Origin of the sequence: Pseudomonas sp. LJDD11, assembly GCF_024584215.1 — a bacterium.
Taxonomy (GTDB): domain Bacteria; phylum Pseudomonadota; class Gammaproteobacteria; order Pseudomonadales; family Pseudomonadaceae; genus Aquipseudomonas.
Map to the genome: position 1 here is coordinate 93,391 of NZ_JANJFL010000015.1, position 16,923 is coordinate 110,313.

A 16,923-nucleotide genomic window follows, 5' to 3' on the forward strand; every position below is an offset into this window, starting at 1 on the left:
CCACCCCGAGCGCCCGCCATGCAGATCGATGACGAACTGACCCTCAAGAAACTGGAAACCTTTCTGGCGTTCATGCGCACCGGCAACCTCAGCCGCGCCGCCGCCGAGCTGCAGACCAGCAATGTCAGTGTGCACCGCGCCATTCACTCACTGGAAAGTGCCCTGCGCTGCCCGCTGTTCAAGCACGAAGGCCGCAACCTGACACCCCTGGAAAGCGCCTACGTGCTGGAAGAACACGCCCAGAAGCTGATTCAGGACGTGGTCAGTGCGGTGGAACTGACCCGCCAGGCCGCCGGCTTCTCGGCCGCACGTTTTCGCTTGGGGGCGCTGTACTCGCTGACCGTGCGTACGGTGCCGCAACTGATCATGGGCCTTAAGTTGCGCCGCAGCGAGCTGAACATCGACCTGGTGCTGGGCTCGAACATGGACCTGTTGTACAAGCTCAAGAACATGGAAGTCGATGCGATGCTGGTGTCGCTGGATAACAATATCAACGACCCGGACTGCGATCATCTGGCGCTGTTTTCTGACGATATCTTTCTCGCCGTGCCCATCGACTCGGCTTTTGCGCACTATGAAGAGGTGGACCTGAGCGACCTGCGCGAAGAAACCTTCATCACCCTGACCCAGGGTTTTGCCACCCACCGCGACGGCGTGCGGGTGTTCCAGCAGGCCGGTTTCGAGCCCAAGGTGGCAATGCAGGTCAACGATATCTTCACCCTGCTGAGCATGGTCAGCTCCGGCGTAGGTTACGCCCTGCTGCCAGGGCGGATCGCCGCCGTGTATGAAAACCGGGTGAAGCTGATCCCGCTGCAGGCGCGTTACCGCATGCAGCAGGACATCGGCGTGGTGTTCCTGAAATCCCGCGAACGCGACCCGAACCTGCTGGCCCTGGTTGCAGAGTGCCGGATGTATGCAGGGCGTCCAGACCGATAGCACTCAGCCCAACAGCCCGCGTAACGAGAAAAACAACAGCGATGGGCCCAACAGGCAACCCAATGCTGTGTAAAAAGCCGCTGTCAGGCATCCATAAGGCACCAGCTTGGGGTCGGTGGCAGCGAGACCTCCGGCCACCCCGCTGGATGTCCCCATCAAGCCGCCGAAGATGACCGCGCTGCGAGGATTGTTCAAACCAATAAACGGTGCGATGAAAGGCGTCGCCACCATCACCAGAATGGCTTTGATCAGACCGGCCGCAATTGACAGTGCCATGACCTCCGAGCTGGCCCCGATGGCCGCGCCGGTTACCGGCCCCACGATATAGGTCACCGCACCCGCTCCGATGGTCGTCAGGCTGACCACATCACTGTACCCAAACGCCATGGCTACCCCGACCCCGGCGATGAACGAGGTGCCGATGCCTACGAACAGCGACAGCACGCCGGCAAAGCCTGCTCGTTTGAGTTCGTTGACATTGACACCAAAAGCGGTCGCGACGATGGCGAAATCGCGCAGCATCGCCCCGCCCAACAAACCAATGCCTGACAGCAACGGCAGATCCACTACGCCTTTTTGCCCACCGGTCATCGCCCCGCCGATATAAGCCAGCACCAGACCCAGCAGGATCGCTATCGCCGAACCATGCAAGCGGCCCTTGGTAAAACGGGCAGAAAACCAGTAAGAGAACCACATCGTGATCCCGACAATGGCGAAACCGCCGACCAGCCCGTAACCGCCCACCACCTTCATCATTGACTCGTACATGGCGATTACCCCGCAGTCTTGCTGGATGGCACGGCTTCAGGCTCGGTTGCGCCGCCGCCCATGCGGGTCAGCACCGGCACCAGTGCAAAGGCCACCACCACGGCCAGGGTGCCTGCCAGAATCGCCATGGGGCCGCCCTTGAGTGCGCCATAGACATTTTGCTGGGCCGCCATGGCGACCACGATGGGGATGTAGACTGCACTCCAGAATTCAACACCCTGCTCGGATTTGGCATTGAACAGGCCGCGCTTGCTCAGGTAACTGCCCAGTCCGATCAACAGGATCATGGCAATACCGACACCTCCCACATTGGCCGGTACGCCAAGCAGCTTGCCAAGGACCTCGCCGATGAAAATACCGACCAGGGTGCAGAACGCCAGAAACGCCACGCCGTAGATAATCATTGTTGTTATTCCTCAATTGCATTGCCGAAGTTATTGTTCTTGTCCTTCATAGCAGCCGCTCTCGGGTTTTATGGGTGCCGACTTTCCTCCTCACGCGAAAGTGCGATCAGACTGTCCAGGCGTGCGCCATCGAAGGCGACCACCGTTGCGTGTTGCAGAACCTTACGGCCCAGGCCGGTCAGTACCGCGCCGGGAGGCATTTCAATCTGGAGCGTCACACCACGCTCGTGGGCGGTTTCGACCGTGCTGTGCCAGTCGATGACCCGGCACATGTTGAAGGCCAGGTCGTCGCGCAGCCGCTCGGGCTGAACCACCGGCCGGGCAGTGGTAGCGCTCAGGTAGCGAACCTGCGGCGGGCGCACGTCGACGCGGCTGAACGCCTCGGCCAGTTCGCGGGCCGGCGCGTCGAGCAGTGCGCAGTGCGACGGCACGCTGACCGCCAGACGCCGTGTGCCACTGGCCCCCGCAGCCTTGGCCAGTGCCGCGACCTGTTGCATCGCTGCATCGCTGCCAGCGACCACCATCTGCCGTTCGGCATTGATATTGGCCAGGTACACAGGGCCGTCGACCTGGCTCAGCAATGCTTCGACCTGATGCTGGGCAAGGCCCAGGATCACGGTCATGCCGTAGCCCTGCGGGTAAGCGTTGTTCATCAGCTCGCCACGCAGCGCGACCAGCCGCAGCGCGTCATCAAAGTCCAGCGCACCGGCGATCACCGCCGCCGGGTAAGCACCGATCGACAGCCCGGCGACGAACGTCGGCATGGCGCCCCGCTGTTGCAGCAAACGCGCTGCGGCCACCCCGGCAATCAACAGGCACAACTGCACGGCACGAGTGCCGCGCAACATCGCTTCGCTGTCCAGAGCCAGGATGTCCTCGCCGAGTACGCCACTGGCCTGCTGCAAGGTCTCGCGCACCACGCCCTCATCGGGCAGGCGATGGAGCATGCCGGGCTGCTGCGCACCCTGACCGGGAAACACCCACAGGCTGCTCATGCACACGCCTGCAAGGGTTGCCAGGGATCGCTGAGCAACTGCGCGCCCTGATCGGTCTTGAGCAACACCTGCCTTGCACTGCCGGCCCATTCGCGCAACGCCAGGCCACCGGCCGGCAATTGCAACTGCACATCGACCCGGCACACGGCGTTGTCCAGTGCCGCGACAAGGTCTGCCGCCCATTGCCGACTGACCGGCACCGGTGTGCGGATGATCAGGTCCAGATCGCTGCCTGCATGCAGCGCAGCCATGCCGCTGGCCAGTTCATGACCGGCACTGCCCGCCACGCCCCAGACCAGCCCGCCGGCCTGCAACAGCGGCCGCAGCTGCGCCAGCGCCTGCAACGCCGGCCAGTCATGCGTGCCTTGTACATCGATCAATTGCTCCGGGCTGAGCCGCCGGGTAATCGCGGCCTGCGGCATGCTTGCCGCATAGCGCTGTTCACGACGCCGGCCACGAATGCCCACCGCCACCTGACCGGCGGCCACGGTCGCACGGCGCACCACCACCGGGGGGTTATCGCCCAGCGCCTCAAACACCCAGTCGGGTGCCTCGGCAGGCAGCGGCATGCCCCACAGCAGATCGTGCGCCAACAGCTTCATTACCATTGCTCGCGCAGCAACTGACGGACCTTGGCCGACGCGGCACGATGCCGGGCACCCAAACGGCCGCTCAGGTCATGTCCGCTGCGCCGCACGTCCTCAATCGCAGCGTTAAGCACCTGCCGCACCGCCGCCAGATCCTGTTCTTGCGGTTGCTCGATTTGCTCCACGCTGAGGGTTTCCCAGAGCAGGCCGAGGCTGGCGTAGTTGTCGATGTCGTAGGCCATCGGCGGGATGCTGGCGGCGAGTTTTTCCAGCTCCTCGACACTGCGCAGGGTGACCCGCGCCGCAGAGGCCTTGCCCATCGCATGCACCATCACGCCGGGGTCACGCAGGGCAATCAGCCGATTGGCCTGGTAGCCGTGGGCCAGAAATGCGCCGGACATTGCCTTGCCGACCAGCAAGCCGATCACCGGATGGCCGGCCAGCCGGGCACGGGCGTAGCTGTCTACGGCGCCGGCCAGTGCCTGATGGATGCCCAGCGCTTCTTCACGGCGGCCATAGGCCTGGCTGGGCACGTCGATGATCGCAATCAGCGCACGCTTGGTGTCATGCTCACGGTCCAGTTCGATGACCTGATCGATTGCCTTGGCCAACCCCCAGCCTTCCAGCAATCCGACCTCGCCCTGACGGGCACGCGCAAAGCGGTTGTCGGCATCCGCCACCACCGCCACAAAGCGGGCCGGTTGCTCACCCAAATGACCATCGGCCGCCAGCACCGAAGCGGGTAGACCCTCGACCGGTCGGGCACCGGCACTCAGGGCCGCGAACCAGTTAACACCACGTTGCGAAGCGCTCATGAGCGGGCTCCTTTATAGAGGTTACGCACGGTCTGCGGGTCGATCTGCGGCTCGCTGTCGAGCGCGGCCAGGCGTTGCAGGTAATCGGCGTACTGGCCGCTGCGATGCTGCGCAGGCACACCTTGCGCCAACCAGCCGGCGACCTGCTGGCGAATCGCGCCGGTATCGTCAGCGGCAAAGCCATCGACCTGATTGCTGGCAAAGCGTTGCTCGCCGCCGGTCAGGCTCCAGATGAAGGGCCGGTCGCGCGAGTCGTATTCCTCAATGCCGGCTTCCTGTTCGATGACCTGCGGGCCATTGAGGCCCAGCCGTGCTTCGCGGGTCACCAGCAGGTAACTGCACAGCCCGGCAGCGATCGACATGCCGCCGAAACAGCCAACGCTGCCAGCGATCACGCCGATGACCGGCTGGTACTGACGCAGGTCGACAATCGCCGCATGAATCTCGGCAATCGCCGCCAGCCCGAGGTTGGCTTCCTGCAAGCGCACGCCACCGGTTTCCAGCAGCACGATAGCGGCGGTCGGAATGCCCTTGCGGTTGTCTTCAGCCGCCAGCTCCAGCACGCCGGCCATCTTCGCGCCGCCAACCTCGCCCATGCTGCCGCCCTGAAACGCGCCTTCGATGGCGGCAATCACCACCGGGCGACCATCAAGGGTGCCTTTGCCAACCACCACCCCGTCATCGGCCTGCGGCACCACGCCCTGCTGGGCGAGCCACGGCGAGATGACCCGCTGGAACGGATCGATCAATTCACGAAAGCTGCCCTCGTCGAGCAGTGCCTTGGCACGTTGCCGGGCACCGAGTTCGATGAAGCTGTGCTGGTTGAGCAAGCGCGCGGTATCAGTCATGGCCGACCTCCTCAACACCCATCTCCTCGAAGCCTTGCTCCAGACGCAGGCGCACCACACCGGGGGTGGCACCAAAGTCATGAATATCAATGTTCAGCGCCGCCGGGGTCTGGCCCTCGAACATGCGCTGGAACAGGTGCTGCCAGCGCTGTTGGGCACCATTGACCGAAGTCACCACCTGGATGGTCAGCTTGCCCGGCTGGCCAGGCTCGATCAGCACTTCAAGATCGCCAGAGCCGACACAGCCGACCAGCGCCCGCCCGCGCGGCGGTTGCCCGGCAGGAAATTCAAAAGACAGGGTTTCCATGTTCAGAGACTCCTCGATGCGTGGCCGAGCGCAGGCTCCAGGCCATCGATAAACAGACAGGCGGCCAGCAGGTCGGCGGCGCCGCCTGGCGAGGCGTTCAAGCCAACCAGCTCGCGGTCCAGCACCTGCAGCGCTCGACGCCCGGCCAGGCTGGCACCACCGCCTGCGTCCAGTACGCGCTGTGCGCCGTGCTGCATGGTTTGCAGACCTTCAAGGCCGGCGCGGTGCAGCACACAGGTGTCACCCAGCGTGGTCATGATCGCCAGCAGCGCGTCGAGCCGGGCGTTCTGCTCGCCGCTGCCTTGGGCGCGGCTGCGCTGCAGTTGTGGCAGACCATATTGAGTGACTGCCGGGAAACCTTGCTGGGCCTGCTCCCGCGCACCGAGCACGCCATAGCGCCGGGCAACTTCGCGGCCATTGCTGGCCTGGGGGGTGGCCCGCCGATCGTCGATCAGCGCCAGCCGCGCCGCACGCAGGCAGATTCCGGCCGGTGACAGCTCATCAGGTGCCAGCGGCACCGCGGCCACCAGCAAGCCCAGCGCCCAGATTGCCCCGCGATGGGTGTTGACCCCGCCGGTGGTGCGCAACATCGCGGTTTCGCCTTCACGGCCCAGCTGGCCAAGGGTTTCACGCAATGGCTGGCCGACTTCGCCCAGTTCAATGGCCGCCTGGGCCATTTGCTCGAAGGTCGGCCACAGCGCCAGCGCCGAGGCCTGCATCAGCCCCAGGTGCATGTCGTGGTGCGCGCCACTGCTGCGCCGGTCGACCAGCGCGGGTTTAGGTGACAGTTCGGCTTCGTCGATCAGCGCTGCGACGGCCAGGTCGGCAAGCTGCTCGGCCAGACCAATCGAGGGCTGTTGTAAGTGCAGTGCGCTCATCACCAGCTCCTGAATTTGGCAGGCGGGTTGTACAGGCCACCGGACCACTCGACCAGCTCAGCGATGCTCTTGGCGGCGAGCAGTTCGCGGCTGGCGTCGGTGCGGCGAATGCCCAGGTCTTCCGGCAATGCGATCAGCCCTTCACGGCGCAGGCGTGCAGTTTCCTTGGGGTCATGACGCAGGCCGATGGCGGTTACCCCGGCCACCGCAGCGATCATCGCCCGGCGCTCTTCGAGGCTGCGGGCCTTGTACAGGTAAGCGATGCCTTCCTCGGTCAGCAGGTGGGTGACGTCATCGCCGTAGATCATGATCGGCGCCAACGGCATGCCGCTCTTTTTCGCCACTTCCACAGCATCGAGGGTGTCGACGAAGGTCGGTTTGCCGCCTTCCTGGAAGGTCTCGACCATCTGCACCACCAGCTTCTTGCCGCGCTCCAGATAGGCCGCCGGGCCATCGCCGGGTTCGGTGCGCATATCCAGCCAGGCCGGGGTGCCGTGGCGACGGCCACGCGGGTCGTGGCCCATGTTTGGCGCGCCACCGAAACCGGCCAGCCGGCCACGGGTCACGGTCGACGAATGGCCGTCGCCATCGACCTGCAGGGTCGCGCCGATGAACAGGTCTACGGCGTACTGCCCGGCCAGTTGGCAGATCTGCCGGTTGGAACGCAACGAGCCGTCACGACCGGTGAAGAACACGTCCGGGCGCGCCGCGATGTAATTCTCCATACCCAGCTCGGTGCCGAAGCAATGCACGCTCTCGACCCAGCCGCTCTCGATGGCTGGAATCAGGGTCGGGTGCGGATTGAGGGTCCAGTTGCGGCAGATCTTGCCCTTCAGACCCAACGACTCGCCGTAGGTGGGCAGAATCAGCTCGATGGCGGCGGTGTTGAAACCGATGCCGTGGTTGAGCGACTGCACGTTGTGCTTTTCGTAGATGCCGCGGATGGCCATCATCGCCATCAGCACATGGACCGGCTTGATATGGCGCGGGTCGCGGGTGAACAGCGGCTCGATGTAAAACGGCTTGTCGGCCACCACCACGAAATCGACCCAGGACGCCGGAATGTCCACCCGTGGCAAGTCGCTGACATCATCCACCAGCTCGTTGACCTGGACGATGACGATGCCGTCACTGAACGCCGCCGGCTCGATCAGCGCCGGGCTGTCTTCGGTGCTGGGGCCGGTGTAGATATTGCCGGCACGGTCAGCCTTGAAGCCGGCCGAGAGCACCACGTTGGGGATCAGATCCACCACCAGCCGGGCGTAGAGTTCGATGTACGTATGGATGGCGCCGATTTCCAGCAGCCCGTCTTCAAGCAACTGGCTGATGCGCAGGCTCTGGGTGCCGGCGAAGGAGAAGTCCAGCTTGCGGGCGATGCCACGTTCGAAGAGGTCCAGATGCTCGGCGCGGCCAACGCTGGGCATGATCATGTGCAGATCGTGAATCTTGCCGGGGTCAACCTTGACCAGCGAGCGAGACAGAAAATCCGCCTGCTTCTGGTTGTTGCCCTCCAGCACCACCCGGTCGCCAGGCACCAGCAACGCCTGCAACGCGGCGACAATATTCTCGGTGGGAATGACCACACCGTCGGCCAACGGCCTGACCTGGTCAAGACGCCGCTGCTTTTCACTGCGACGTCGCGACCAGCGCGCGTCGGGGTTTATTATCGTTGTCATGGTCACTCCACGATGATCGCTGTCGTGGGTCACCTTAGAAGCCGCCGGGCGCGGCATCAATCAAGCTCAGCGTGGAATCGTTACGCTCAGGTTAATGGTAGGACTAATGTCGATCAGTTAAGCGATTATCGAACCTTGCTCAGTCTCCGTGGGAGGGGCCGGCCGGCTCCTCCCACAATGACCGCGTTGTCCTTAACTGATCGGCATTAGCCTGTAGGACCGGCTTTAGCCGGGAAGCTTTTGCTTTGGCCGCAAGTCCTTCGCGGCTAAAGCCGCTCCTACGGCCGTGTATCGTTATCGACCACGCCCGCGTCCACCAACCACTGCTCCAGCCCCACCAGGTCCGGCACCCGGGCCAGCGTGTCGCCGACCTGCACCGCAGCCAGCTCCAGCGATGCCAGCGGTACATCGACGTAGCTCAACTGATTGTCGACCTTGCACGAGCGCGGGATGTTCTGGATCAGCAGCGCCAGATACCGGCGTTCGGCGTTACCGCCCAGCGCATTGAGCACCACGATGCGGGCCCGGCCGCCGACCTTGGTGCGTCCGCCGCAGGCGGCTTCGAAGCTCAGCAACGGCAGATCAAGCTCGCGCCAGCGGATATTGCCCAAATACCAGGCCGGGGCATTCGGGTCGGCATGGCAATCCTGGTAATCGATCAGTTCCGCGACCGCAACGTTGGGCAACAGCAGGTAGCGGTCACTGAGCGGCAACAGCAGGCAGGTCAGGGTCGAGCGGCGGCTGGACTCGTAGGCGACATCAGGCATGCGGCGAACTCCAGCGGGCGATGCTTTCGAGCAGGACCGACTCCTGGTAGGGCTTGCTCAGATAATCGTTGACGCCCAGGGCCATCGCCCGATCACGGTGTTTTTGCCCAGAACGCGAGGTAATCATGATGATCGGCAAGTCGCGCAGCCGTTCATGCCGACGGATCAGGCTGGCCACTTCGAAACCATCCATGCGCGGCATTTCGATGTCCAGCAGCAGGATGTCCGGTGTGTGTTGTTCCAACAGGCTCATGGCATCGACCCCATCCTTGGCGGTCAGCACCTGCATGCCGTGGCGCTCCAGCAGGCGGCTGGTGACTTTGCGCACCGTCACCGAGTCATCCACCACCATGACGCGCAGGGTCCGTTGCCCGGTGGCGCCAACCGGCAGCAGGCGCCAGGCCGGTTGCTGCATCGATGCTCGGCCCTGCTGGCCACGCAACCAGGCGAGCAGGTCAAGGATCAACACCACCCGGCCATCGCCCAGAATGGTCGCCCCGGTAACGCCCTGGACCCTGGAAAACTGCGGGCCGAGGCTCTTGACCACGATTTCCCGTGAACCCGCCAGCGCATCGACCTGCACCGCCACCCATTGATCCTGCTGATGCACCAGCAGCACCGGCACCGGCTGCATTTGCTCGTGCAGGCGCGGCCGGCCAATGCCCAGCAGTTCGCCCAGATAGCGCAGGTCGTAGGTATGCCCGCCATAACGGTAACGCGGCGGCTGGCTCTGGTAATGCTCAAGCAACTCGCCGGGCATCACCCTGACCAGGCCCTCAACGGTATTGAGCGGCAAGGCGTACAGCTCATCACCGCACTGCACCATCAAGGCCCGGTTGACCGACACCGAGAATGGCAGACGAATCCGGAAGTGTGTGCCCTGGCCCGGCACCGAGTCGATGCTCATCGAACCGCCCAGTTGCTTGACCTCGGCATGCACCACGTCCATGCCCACGCCGCGCCCGGAAATCTGGGTGATGACTTCGGCAGTCGAGAACCCGGCCTCAAGAATGAACGACAGCACTTCATGGTCAGCCAGCACCGCATCGGGCTGGATCAGCCCACGCTTGATCGCCTTGCGCCGTACCGCAGCCAGGTCGACACCCAGACCATCGTCGCTCAGCTCGATAACGATATCGCCGCCCTCATGCCGCAGGTCGAGACGAATATGGCCCTGCTCCGGTTTGCCCGCCGCGATGCGTCGCTCGGTGCTTTCCAGGCCATGGTCCACCGCATTGCGCAGCATGTGCTCCAGCGGCGCGACCATGCGCTCCAGCACGCTGCGGTCCATATCACCCTCAGCATTGCCGACGTCGAATTGCACCTGCTTGTTCAGTTCGCCCGCCACTTGGCGCACCACCCGGCGCAAGCGCGGCACCAGGCGCTCGAACGGCACCATGCGGGTGCGCATCAGGCCCTCCTGCAACTCGGTGTTGACTCGCGCCTGCTTGGCCAGCAGCGTCTCGGCATAGCGGTTGCGCTGGTCGAGGGTCTCTTTGAGGTCCAGCAAGTCAGAGGCCGACTCGGTCAGTGCCCGGGACAACTGCTGGAGCTGCGAATGGCGGTCCATTTCCAGCGGGTCGAAATCTTCGTAGCCACGCCATTCGGCGTGGCTCTGCTCGCGGCTGAGAATACTCCCCTGGGTTTCGGTTTCCAGGCGGCGCAGCTGGTCGCGCATACGCTCCAGAGTGGTTTCAACCTCTACCAGGGTGGCCCTGGTATCGAGAATCTGTTGTTCGATACGGCCGCGAAAAATCGACGTCTCGCCGGCCAGGTTGACCAGTTGTTCCAGGTCTTCTGCGGCCACCTTGACCATTTCCGGCCCGGCTCGCTCGACTTCGCTCTCGGCGCCCGCGGCTGGCACCGGCGGCGCCACGACGACCGGCTCCAGCACATCGAGCTGGCGAATGTTATCGATCAGTCGAACGGCATCGGGCAGCGGTTGTTCGGCGCGCACCGCATCGAGCATGTCGGCCAACAGGTCATGGCCGCGCTGCAACAGCTCCAGCAACACCGGGCCGGGCTGGCGGAGCCCGGCAGACACCGCTTCGTAGAGCGATTCGATCTCATGGGCCAGATCGCTGATCGGCTTGATCTCGACCATCCGTGCACCGCCCTTGAGGGTGTGCAGGTCGCGCAGCAGCGTCTCGACTTCCAGCAGGTTATGCGGGTCAGCCTGCCAGCGCGCCAGGGCAGCGCCAGCGCTGTCGAGAATATCCAGGCCTTCCTGGAGAAACACGGCGCGCAGTTCAGGATCACGCTCGGGGCCGTCGGCGGCCGGCTCAGTGGCAAGCGCCAGCCCGGCATCGGGGTCGCGGCCACTGGCGCGGCGCAGCGCCTCGATGGCCTCGATCAGCGCTGCCGGGTCGTCCAGGGCTTCGCGGTGGCGCAGTTGCTCCAGCATCAGGGCCAGATGGTCATGGCTGGCCAGCAGCAACTCGGCCAGTTCCGGTGAATAGCCGTAACGACGCTCGATCAGCCCGGCGTACAACGCCTCCAGCTCATGCCCCAGATTGCTCACCGGGCTGATAGCGGCCATTCGCGCGCCGCCCTTGAGGGTATGCAGATCACGTTGCAGCGACGGCAGGGGCGCCGAATTGTCCGGAGCCGTCAGCCAGCGCTGCAATGCCTCGCCAGCGCTGTCGAGGATATCGGCGGCTTCCTCCAGAAATATCGCGACAATTTCATCGTCCTGGCCGCCCTCTTCGGCAAGCTGGTCGGTGGCGGCGCCCAGCTCGATGACCCGCTGGCCAGCGCTGGAGACCAGTCCGGCGGCGCCGGGCTCCAGTGCTTCGTCGAGCAGCGCATGCAAGGCCTCGATGCGATCGGCGCGCGGCTGCACGTCCTGACCGGCAGCCAGTTGGTCGAGCATGTCGATCAGTGCTTCATGGGCCTGTTCAGCCTCATGGAAAAACCGCTCACTGACTGCCAGGCTGCTTTCTTCAACCGCGCCGTACAGGTCCAGCAAGGCCTCGCACAGTTCATCGACCTGCGGCAATTCGGCCAGGTGCGCGCTGTGCCCCAGGCTGGTCAACTCGTCAAGCAGGGTGGTCAGTTCCTGACGCTGGCCCGGATGCTCGCGCCAGCGCTGCAACAGGCCCTCGGCGTCGAGCACAATATCCATGCCCTGATGCAGAAAGGTGGTGATCGCCTTGGGGTTGAGGCGCTCGGCACTGCCCTCATCGGTGTCTTGCAGGGCCGCAGCAAGGCGTTGCTGCAGCAGCGAGTGCGCCGCCTCGATCACCTCAGCGGCCCCTTCAATGGGCGCCAGCGGCTGGCTGCCCAATTGCTCAATGCCTTTATAAAACAGCGGCTCGGCGGCGCGTAGCAGCTTCAATTCCGGTGTTTCAATGGCGATCAGGTTGGCCTTGAACTCGCGTATCAACTCGTCCAGTGCCTTGGCCAGTTCGGCAATCGGCAGCACACCGGCCATGTAGGCACTGCCTTTGAGGGTGTGCAGGGCGCGGTGAAGGTCATCACCAATCGCGGATGAGTCATTGCGTGAGGCGCTATCGAGAAAACGGTCGATGGTCTGCAAATGCCCCTGGGCTTCCTGACGGAAGATCTCCAGCAATTGGGTGTCGGGCTCATCATCCGGCTTGCCGTCAGCCAGTACCTTGGCCTGAGCGGCAAGGCGGTCGGCGTCTTCGCGCTGACGCTGGGCATTACTGGCGAAATCGCGGAGCAGCTCAGGCAGTAACGCCTGCACCCCGGCCAACAACTGACGCACCTGCTGGTCAGCGACCACGCTGTCTTCGAGGATGCGGTTGAGCAGGTTTTCCACCGACCAGGCCAGCTCACTGATCACCAGCGCACGGACCATGCGGCCACTGCCCTTGAGGGTGTGGAACGCCCGGCGAATGTCGGCCAGCGTCTGGTTGCTGGCCACCCCCGGCGTGGCCAGGGCAACCAGCCAGCGCGGCAACTGCTCTTGCAGAGCGGCCAAGACTTCTTCGGCTTCCTCGATGAAGACCTCGCGCAGTTCATCGTCTACCGCCTGTTCGTTGAGCGGCGGTGGCAACAGGCTGGCCGGCATGTCGCGACCGGGCGGGTTGACCGCCGCCAATGGTCGCGCCAGCACCCGGGCAAGCTCCGGGCTTGCTGCGCCCGCTGCCAGGACCGGCTCTTCGAGCGCCTCCACGAGCGGCGCAGCCACGTAACCCAACCGTGCCAGGCTGGCCTCAGCCATCGCCAGCAAGCGGTCACCGGGAGCATGGTGGTCTTCGACCATGCGCTCAAGGTAATACTCGATGGCACTGAGCGCATCGGCCAGGTCGTCAAGCTGCGCGGCGGGCGGCGCGCTGTCGGCAGCCGACAACTGCTCGCGAACATAGTCGCTGCAGGCCGTCAGCAGGCCGGCGGCGGTGGCCAGCGGGATCATCGCCAGGGCTCCGCGCACCTGCCAGAGATACTCATGCAGAGGCAGCAGGCGCGCTGGCGACCACTGGCCATCCAGCGCGTCGAGCAAGACGTCTCTGGCCTGCTGCAAGACCACCAGAGCTTCGCGAATCACCAGTTGATGAATGCGGGTCAGATCAGTGGTCGGCAGATGGCTCTCTTCACGGCGGGTTTCAGCGCTGCCGCCCACCATGCCGGCCAGGGTCGACTCGACGTAAAGCAGCGCGCCGGCCACATCCATCAGGGTCGCGTCGCTGGGCTCACGCTGCCCCTGGGCCATGCCCTGCACCACGCTGGCCTGGTCGATGATGACCTTGCGCGGCTGGCCGAAGCCCAATACCGCCAGGGTATCGGCAATCTGCCGCAACGACGGCAACAGTGCGTTGAGTTCGCTGACCCGCTGGCGGTCACCGCGCACGAACACGTCCAGCCGTTCCTTGGCCCGCACCAGGCCTTCGCACACCGCCAGGATTACGCTGCGCATGGCGTCGCGATCCGGCGCCGTCATCCGCGCCCGCTCTTCGAACACGATGTGGCTGGCAGGCAATGCATCGTCCAGCGCGTACTGTTCTCTGAGCGCCAGCACTTTCGCTGACTGGCTGTCGGATTTGGCGATATAGAACAGCAGGCTCTTGAGCAATTCGTCCGGCGCGGGCTGGTTGATCGCTGATACGCCCTGTTCGATCAGCCGTTCAAGCTCATGGTCGGCATCCCGGAACAGGCTGCGCAGCGCAGGGCTGTTGGTAAAACTGCCAGCCGCCATGCTGTCGACCAGCGCCGAGGTGATGCGCCATAACGCTTCGAGCGGGGCGCCTTCGCACAGCCGTTCGAGATGGGCGAACACTTCAGTCAGGTGTTGCAACTGCGACGGCACATCCTGTTCGCGGATCAACCCGCTCAGAGCATCCTGCAGGCTTTGCCGCCAGGTGCGCAGCAGTTGCGCCAGGCCAGGAAAATCGCGCTGGGCCAGGGTCTGGGCGTCGAGCGGGCCGGTGTCATCGAGCAAGGGCGCAAACAGGCTGGTTTCCGACAGCAGGCTCTCGCCGCGAACACTGCGCAGGTCGTTGAGCAACGGCAGGATCACCAGCGGCAGATCGCGCCGCGCGGTGTGAATACGCTCCAGATAGATCGGCAACTGGTTCATTGCCTGACTGAGCAGTTGCAAGGCTTCAGGCTGATTGGCCAGCCGTTGCCCACGCAGGGCCAGCGCCAGCTTTTCGATTTCTTCGGCGAGCAGCGCCGCGCCATAGAACTCGATCATCTGCAGGCAGCCATAGACCTGATGCAGGCCGTTCAGGCACTCATCCAGGGCAGCGCCTTTATCAGGGCTGGCGATATAGCCGTCCAGCGCCTGACGGGCCTGCGCGAGGGTTTCGGCGATGCTGCCTTTGACCCACTCAAGGGCGACATAGTCGTGGCGGTCAGGCATGGCGCGCGTGGCTCTGGCTGTCGGGCATGAAGGTCAACCGCGTCATCCGTGATCTCTGGAGGCAGGCAAGGTAAACCCGGACACCGAACGCCGCATGGCACTGGCCAGCTTCGCCAGGTTGCCGATGCTTTCGGCAGTGGCTGCCGTCCCGGAGGTGGTCTGCGAGGTGATTTGCTGGATCACGGTCATGGTCTGGGAGATCTGCCCGGCGGAAACCGCCTGTTGCTGGGCGGCGTCGGTGATACTTTCGATCAGCTCGGCCAGCACCCGCGATACGCCTTCGATTTCTTCCAGGGCCACCCCGGCGTCCTGCGCCAGACGCGCACCGCGCACCACCTCACTGGTGGTCTGCTCCATCGAGATGACCGCTTCGTTGGTGTCGTTCTGGATCGCCCGCACCAGACTTTCGATCTGTTTGGTCGCGGATGACGAGCGCTCGGCCAGCCGTTGTACTTCGTCGGCCACCACGGCAAAGCCGCGCCCGGCATCACCGGCCATCGACGCCTGGATCGCCGCGTTGAGGGCCAGTACGTTGGTCTGGTCAGAAATGTCGTCGATCAGACTGACAATATCGCCAATTTCCTGAGATGACTCACCCAGACGCTTGATGCGCTTGGAGGTGTCCTGAATCTGCTCGCGAATGTTGTCCATGCCATGGATGGTGTTGTGTACCACCTCATTGCCCTTGTTGGCGATAGCCACCGAGCGGGCGGCGACCGTCGAAGACTCGGAGGCGTTGGTCGACACCTGGTCGATCGACTGCGCCATGTCGTTGATCGCCGCCGAGGCCGCGCTGATCTGCAAGGCCTGATGCTGCGAGGCGCCGGCCAGTTGCATGGCGGTGGTCTGGGTTTCCTGCACGGCGGCAGCGACCTGCTGGGCGGTGAAGTTGATGGTCGCCACCAGTTCACGCAACTGGTCGATGGAGAAATTGATCGAGTCAGCGATGGCCCCGGTGAAGTCTTCAGTCACCGATGCCGCGACGGTCAGGTCACCATCGGCAAGGTCTTCGATTTCATCGAGCAGGCGCATGATCGCTGCCTGGTTGCGCTCGCTCTTCTGCGCCGTTTCGTGCAACTGGCGGTTGGTCTCGCGGACCATGACCAGGCCGATCAGCAACACCGACATCACCGCCAGCAGGCCAAGTAGATAACCGCCCACCGAATTCATCGTGCGCTGACCGGTCAGCCGCTCCAGGCTGGTGGTCAGCGCCGAAGCCTGATCGAGCAGGGTCTGGGAGGTGATGAAGATTTTGCCGGCGGCTTCGCGCACCTGAAACAGCTCCGGCGAGGTTTCGAGGATTTCATCCACCGAACCGGAAACGAACTCGAACAACTCGGCAATTTCGGCCAGCCGCGCCCGCGCATCCGGGTCCTGGACGCGGCTGATGCTCATCCCGGTATTGCCTTCGAGCATGCCATTGAGCACCCGGCCAAACTGGCTGGCATCACGGCCAAAGGCATCGGCGGCCTGCACCGTGGTTTCGTCGCCGGCCAGCACCGTATTGACCGAGCCGAGGATCCGCTCGGCAAGCAACGCCTGGCGCTGGGCCAACACCACCTGGCTGGACGGCGCCTTGCTCTGCAGCAGAATCTCGACGACCTTTTCGTACTCGGTCTGCAATTGCGGAATGGTCTCGGCCAGGGTCGCCGCCACTTGATGCAGCGACAGCACGGTCTGCTCGTTGGCCAGGATCACGTCTGTGCTTTTGCGCAGCGCTTCCCAGTCGCTCTGCACCGCACGCAACTCTTTATGCACCCCGGATGGCGCCGCAGGCAGGCCGGTGGCCGGGTCGCCGTTTTTCAGGAAGCTCCAGCGCTGGTCGAAATCGTTACGCGCATCGGTGAGCAGCTTGAACGCCTGCGCCTTGCCGGCCGCCGACTCGGTGGCGTTCTTGGCAATCCGCTGGGACAGCACACGCAGCTCACCGGCATGACCGATGTACTGCTTGTCATAGTTCGACTGGGTGTTGAGATAGGCGAAGTTGGCGAACAGCACCACGATCAGCACGATCAGCACGATGAACAACACCACGATCTGCCGACGGCTGCGCAACCCTTCTTCGGACTTGCCTGTATCAGTCATTAATCAGGCTCCCGCCCGGCTGTTGAGAAC

Annotated in this window: 13 protein-coding genes; 1 reads left to right on the plus strand and 12 read right to left on the minus strand. The window is 64.0% G+C overall.

Annotated features, from left to right (window positions below):
- Positions 1–18: 18 nt before the first annotated feature.
- Positions 19–936, plus strand: coding sequence for a LysR substrate-binding domain-containing protein (locus NRB16_RS17885; RefSeq protein WP_257106591.1), 918 nt, complete (start codon positions 19–21; stop codon positions 934–936).
- Positions 937–939: 3 nt separating this feature from the next.
- Here the strand turns inward: NRB16_RS17885 and madM are convergent, their stop codons facing one another.
- From madM to NRB16_RS17945, 12 genes are all read right to left on the minus strand, one after another.
- Positions 940–1,704, minus strand: coding sequence for a malonate transporter subunit MadM (gene madM, locus NRB16_RS17890; protein WP_257106592.1), 765 nt, complete (start codon positions 1,702–1,704; stop codon positions 940–942).
- A gap of 5 nt (positions 1,705–1,709) precedes the next feature.
- A complete protein-coding gene (gene madL, locus NRB16_RS17895; protein WP_257106593.1) occupies positions 1,710–2,108 on the minus strand; it encodes a malonate transporter subunit MadL in 399 nt (132 codons plus the stop codon).
- A 68-nt stretch (positions 2,109–2,176) separates the two neighbouring features.
- A complete protein-coding gene (gene mdcH, locus NRB16_RS17900) occupies positions 2,177–3,103 on the minus strand; it encodes a malonate decarboxylase subunit epsilon (protein WP_257106594.1) in 927 nt (308 codons plus the stop codon).
- Positions 3,100–3,711: a malonate decarboxylase holo-ACP synthase gene (locus NRB16_RS17905; protein WP_253140744.1), complete on the minus strand. Its 612-nt coding sequence runs from the start codon at positions 3,709–3,711 to the stop codon at positions 3,100–3,102. The genes mdcH and NRB16_RS17905 overlap by 4 nt, the downstream gene beginning before the upstream one ends.
- Entirely contained in the window at positions 3,705–4,505 is an 801-nt protein-coding gene (gene mdcE, locus NRB16_RS17910) for a biotin-independent malonate decarboxylase subunit gamma (RefSeq protein WP_253140743.1), read from the minus strand. Before mdcE ends, NRB16_RS17905 begins: the two co-directional genes overlap by 7 nt.
- Positions 4,502–5,353, minus strand: coding sequence for a biotin-independent malonate decarboxylase subunit beta (locus tag NRB16_RS17915; protein WP_253140742.1), 852 nt, complete (start codon positions 5,351–5,353; stop codon positions 4,502–4,504). Before NRB16_RS17915 ends, mdcE begins: the two co-directional genes overlap by 4 nt.
- Positions 5,346–5,660, minus strand: a complete 315-nt coding sequence (locus NRB16_RS17920; protein WP_045485977.1) for a malonate decarboxylase subunit delta — start codon at positions 5,658–5,660, stop codon at positions 5,346–5,348. Before NRB16_RS17920 ends, NRB16_RS17915 begins: the two co-directional genes overlap by 8 nt.
- A 2-nt stretch (positions 5,661–5,662) precedes the next feature.
- A complete protein-coding gene (locus NRB16_RS17925) occupies positions 5,663–6,538 on the minus strand; it encodes a triphosphoribosyl-dephospho-CoA synthase (protein ID WP_257106595.1) in 876 nt (291 codons plus the stop codon).
- Positions 6,538–8,214, minus strand: a complete 1,677-nt coding sequence (gene mdcA / locus NRB16_RS17930; protein ID WP_045485972.1) for a malonate decarboxylase subunit alpha — start codon at positions 8,212–8,214, stop codon at positions 6,538–6,540. The genes NRB16_RS17925 and mdcA overlap by 1 nt, the downstream gene beginning before the upstream one ends.
- A 278-nt stretch (positions 8,215–8,492) precedes the next feature.
- On the minus strand, positions 8,493–8,981 hold the full coding sequence (locus NRB16_RS17935) for a chemotaxis protein CheW (RefSeq protein WP_045485969.1): 489 nt from the start codon (positions 8,979–8,981) through the stop codon (positions 8,493–8,495).
- On the minus strand, positions 8,974–14,808 hold the full coding sequence (locus tag NRB16_RS17940; RefSeq protein ID WP_257106596.1) for an Hpt domain-containing protein: 5,835 nt from the start codon (positions 14,806–14,808) through the stop codon (positions 8,974–8,976). Before NRB16_RS17940 ends, NRB16_RS17935 begins: the two co-directional genes overlap by 8 nt.
- A gap of 42 nt (positions 14,809–14,850) precedes the next feature.
- A complete protein-coding gene (locus NRB16_RS17945) occupies positions 14,851–16,893 on the minus strand; it encodes a methyl-accepting chemotaxis protein (RefSeq protein ID WP_045485963.1) in 2,043 nt (680 codons plus the stop codon).
- Positions 16,894–16,923 lie beyond the last annotated feature (30 nt).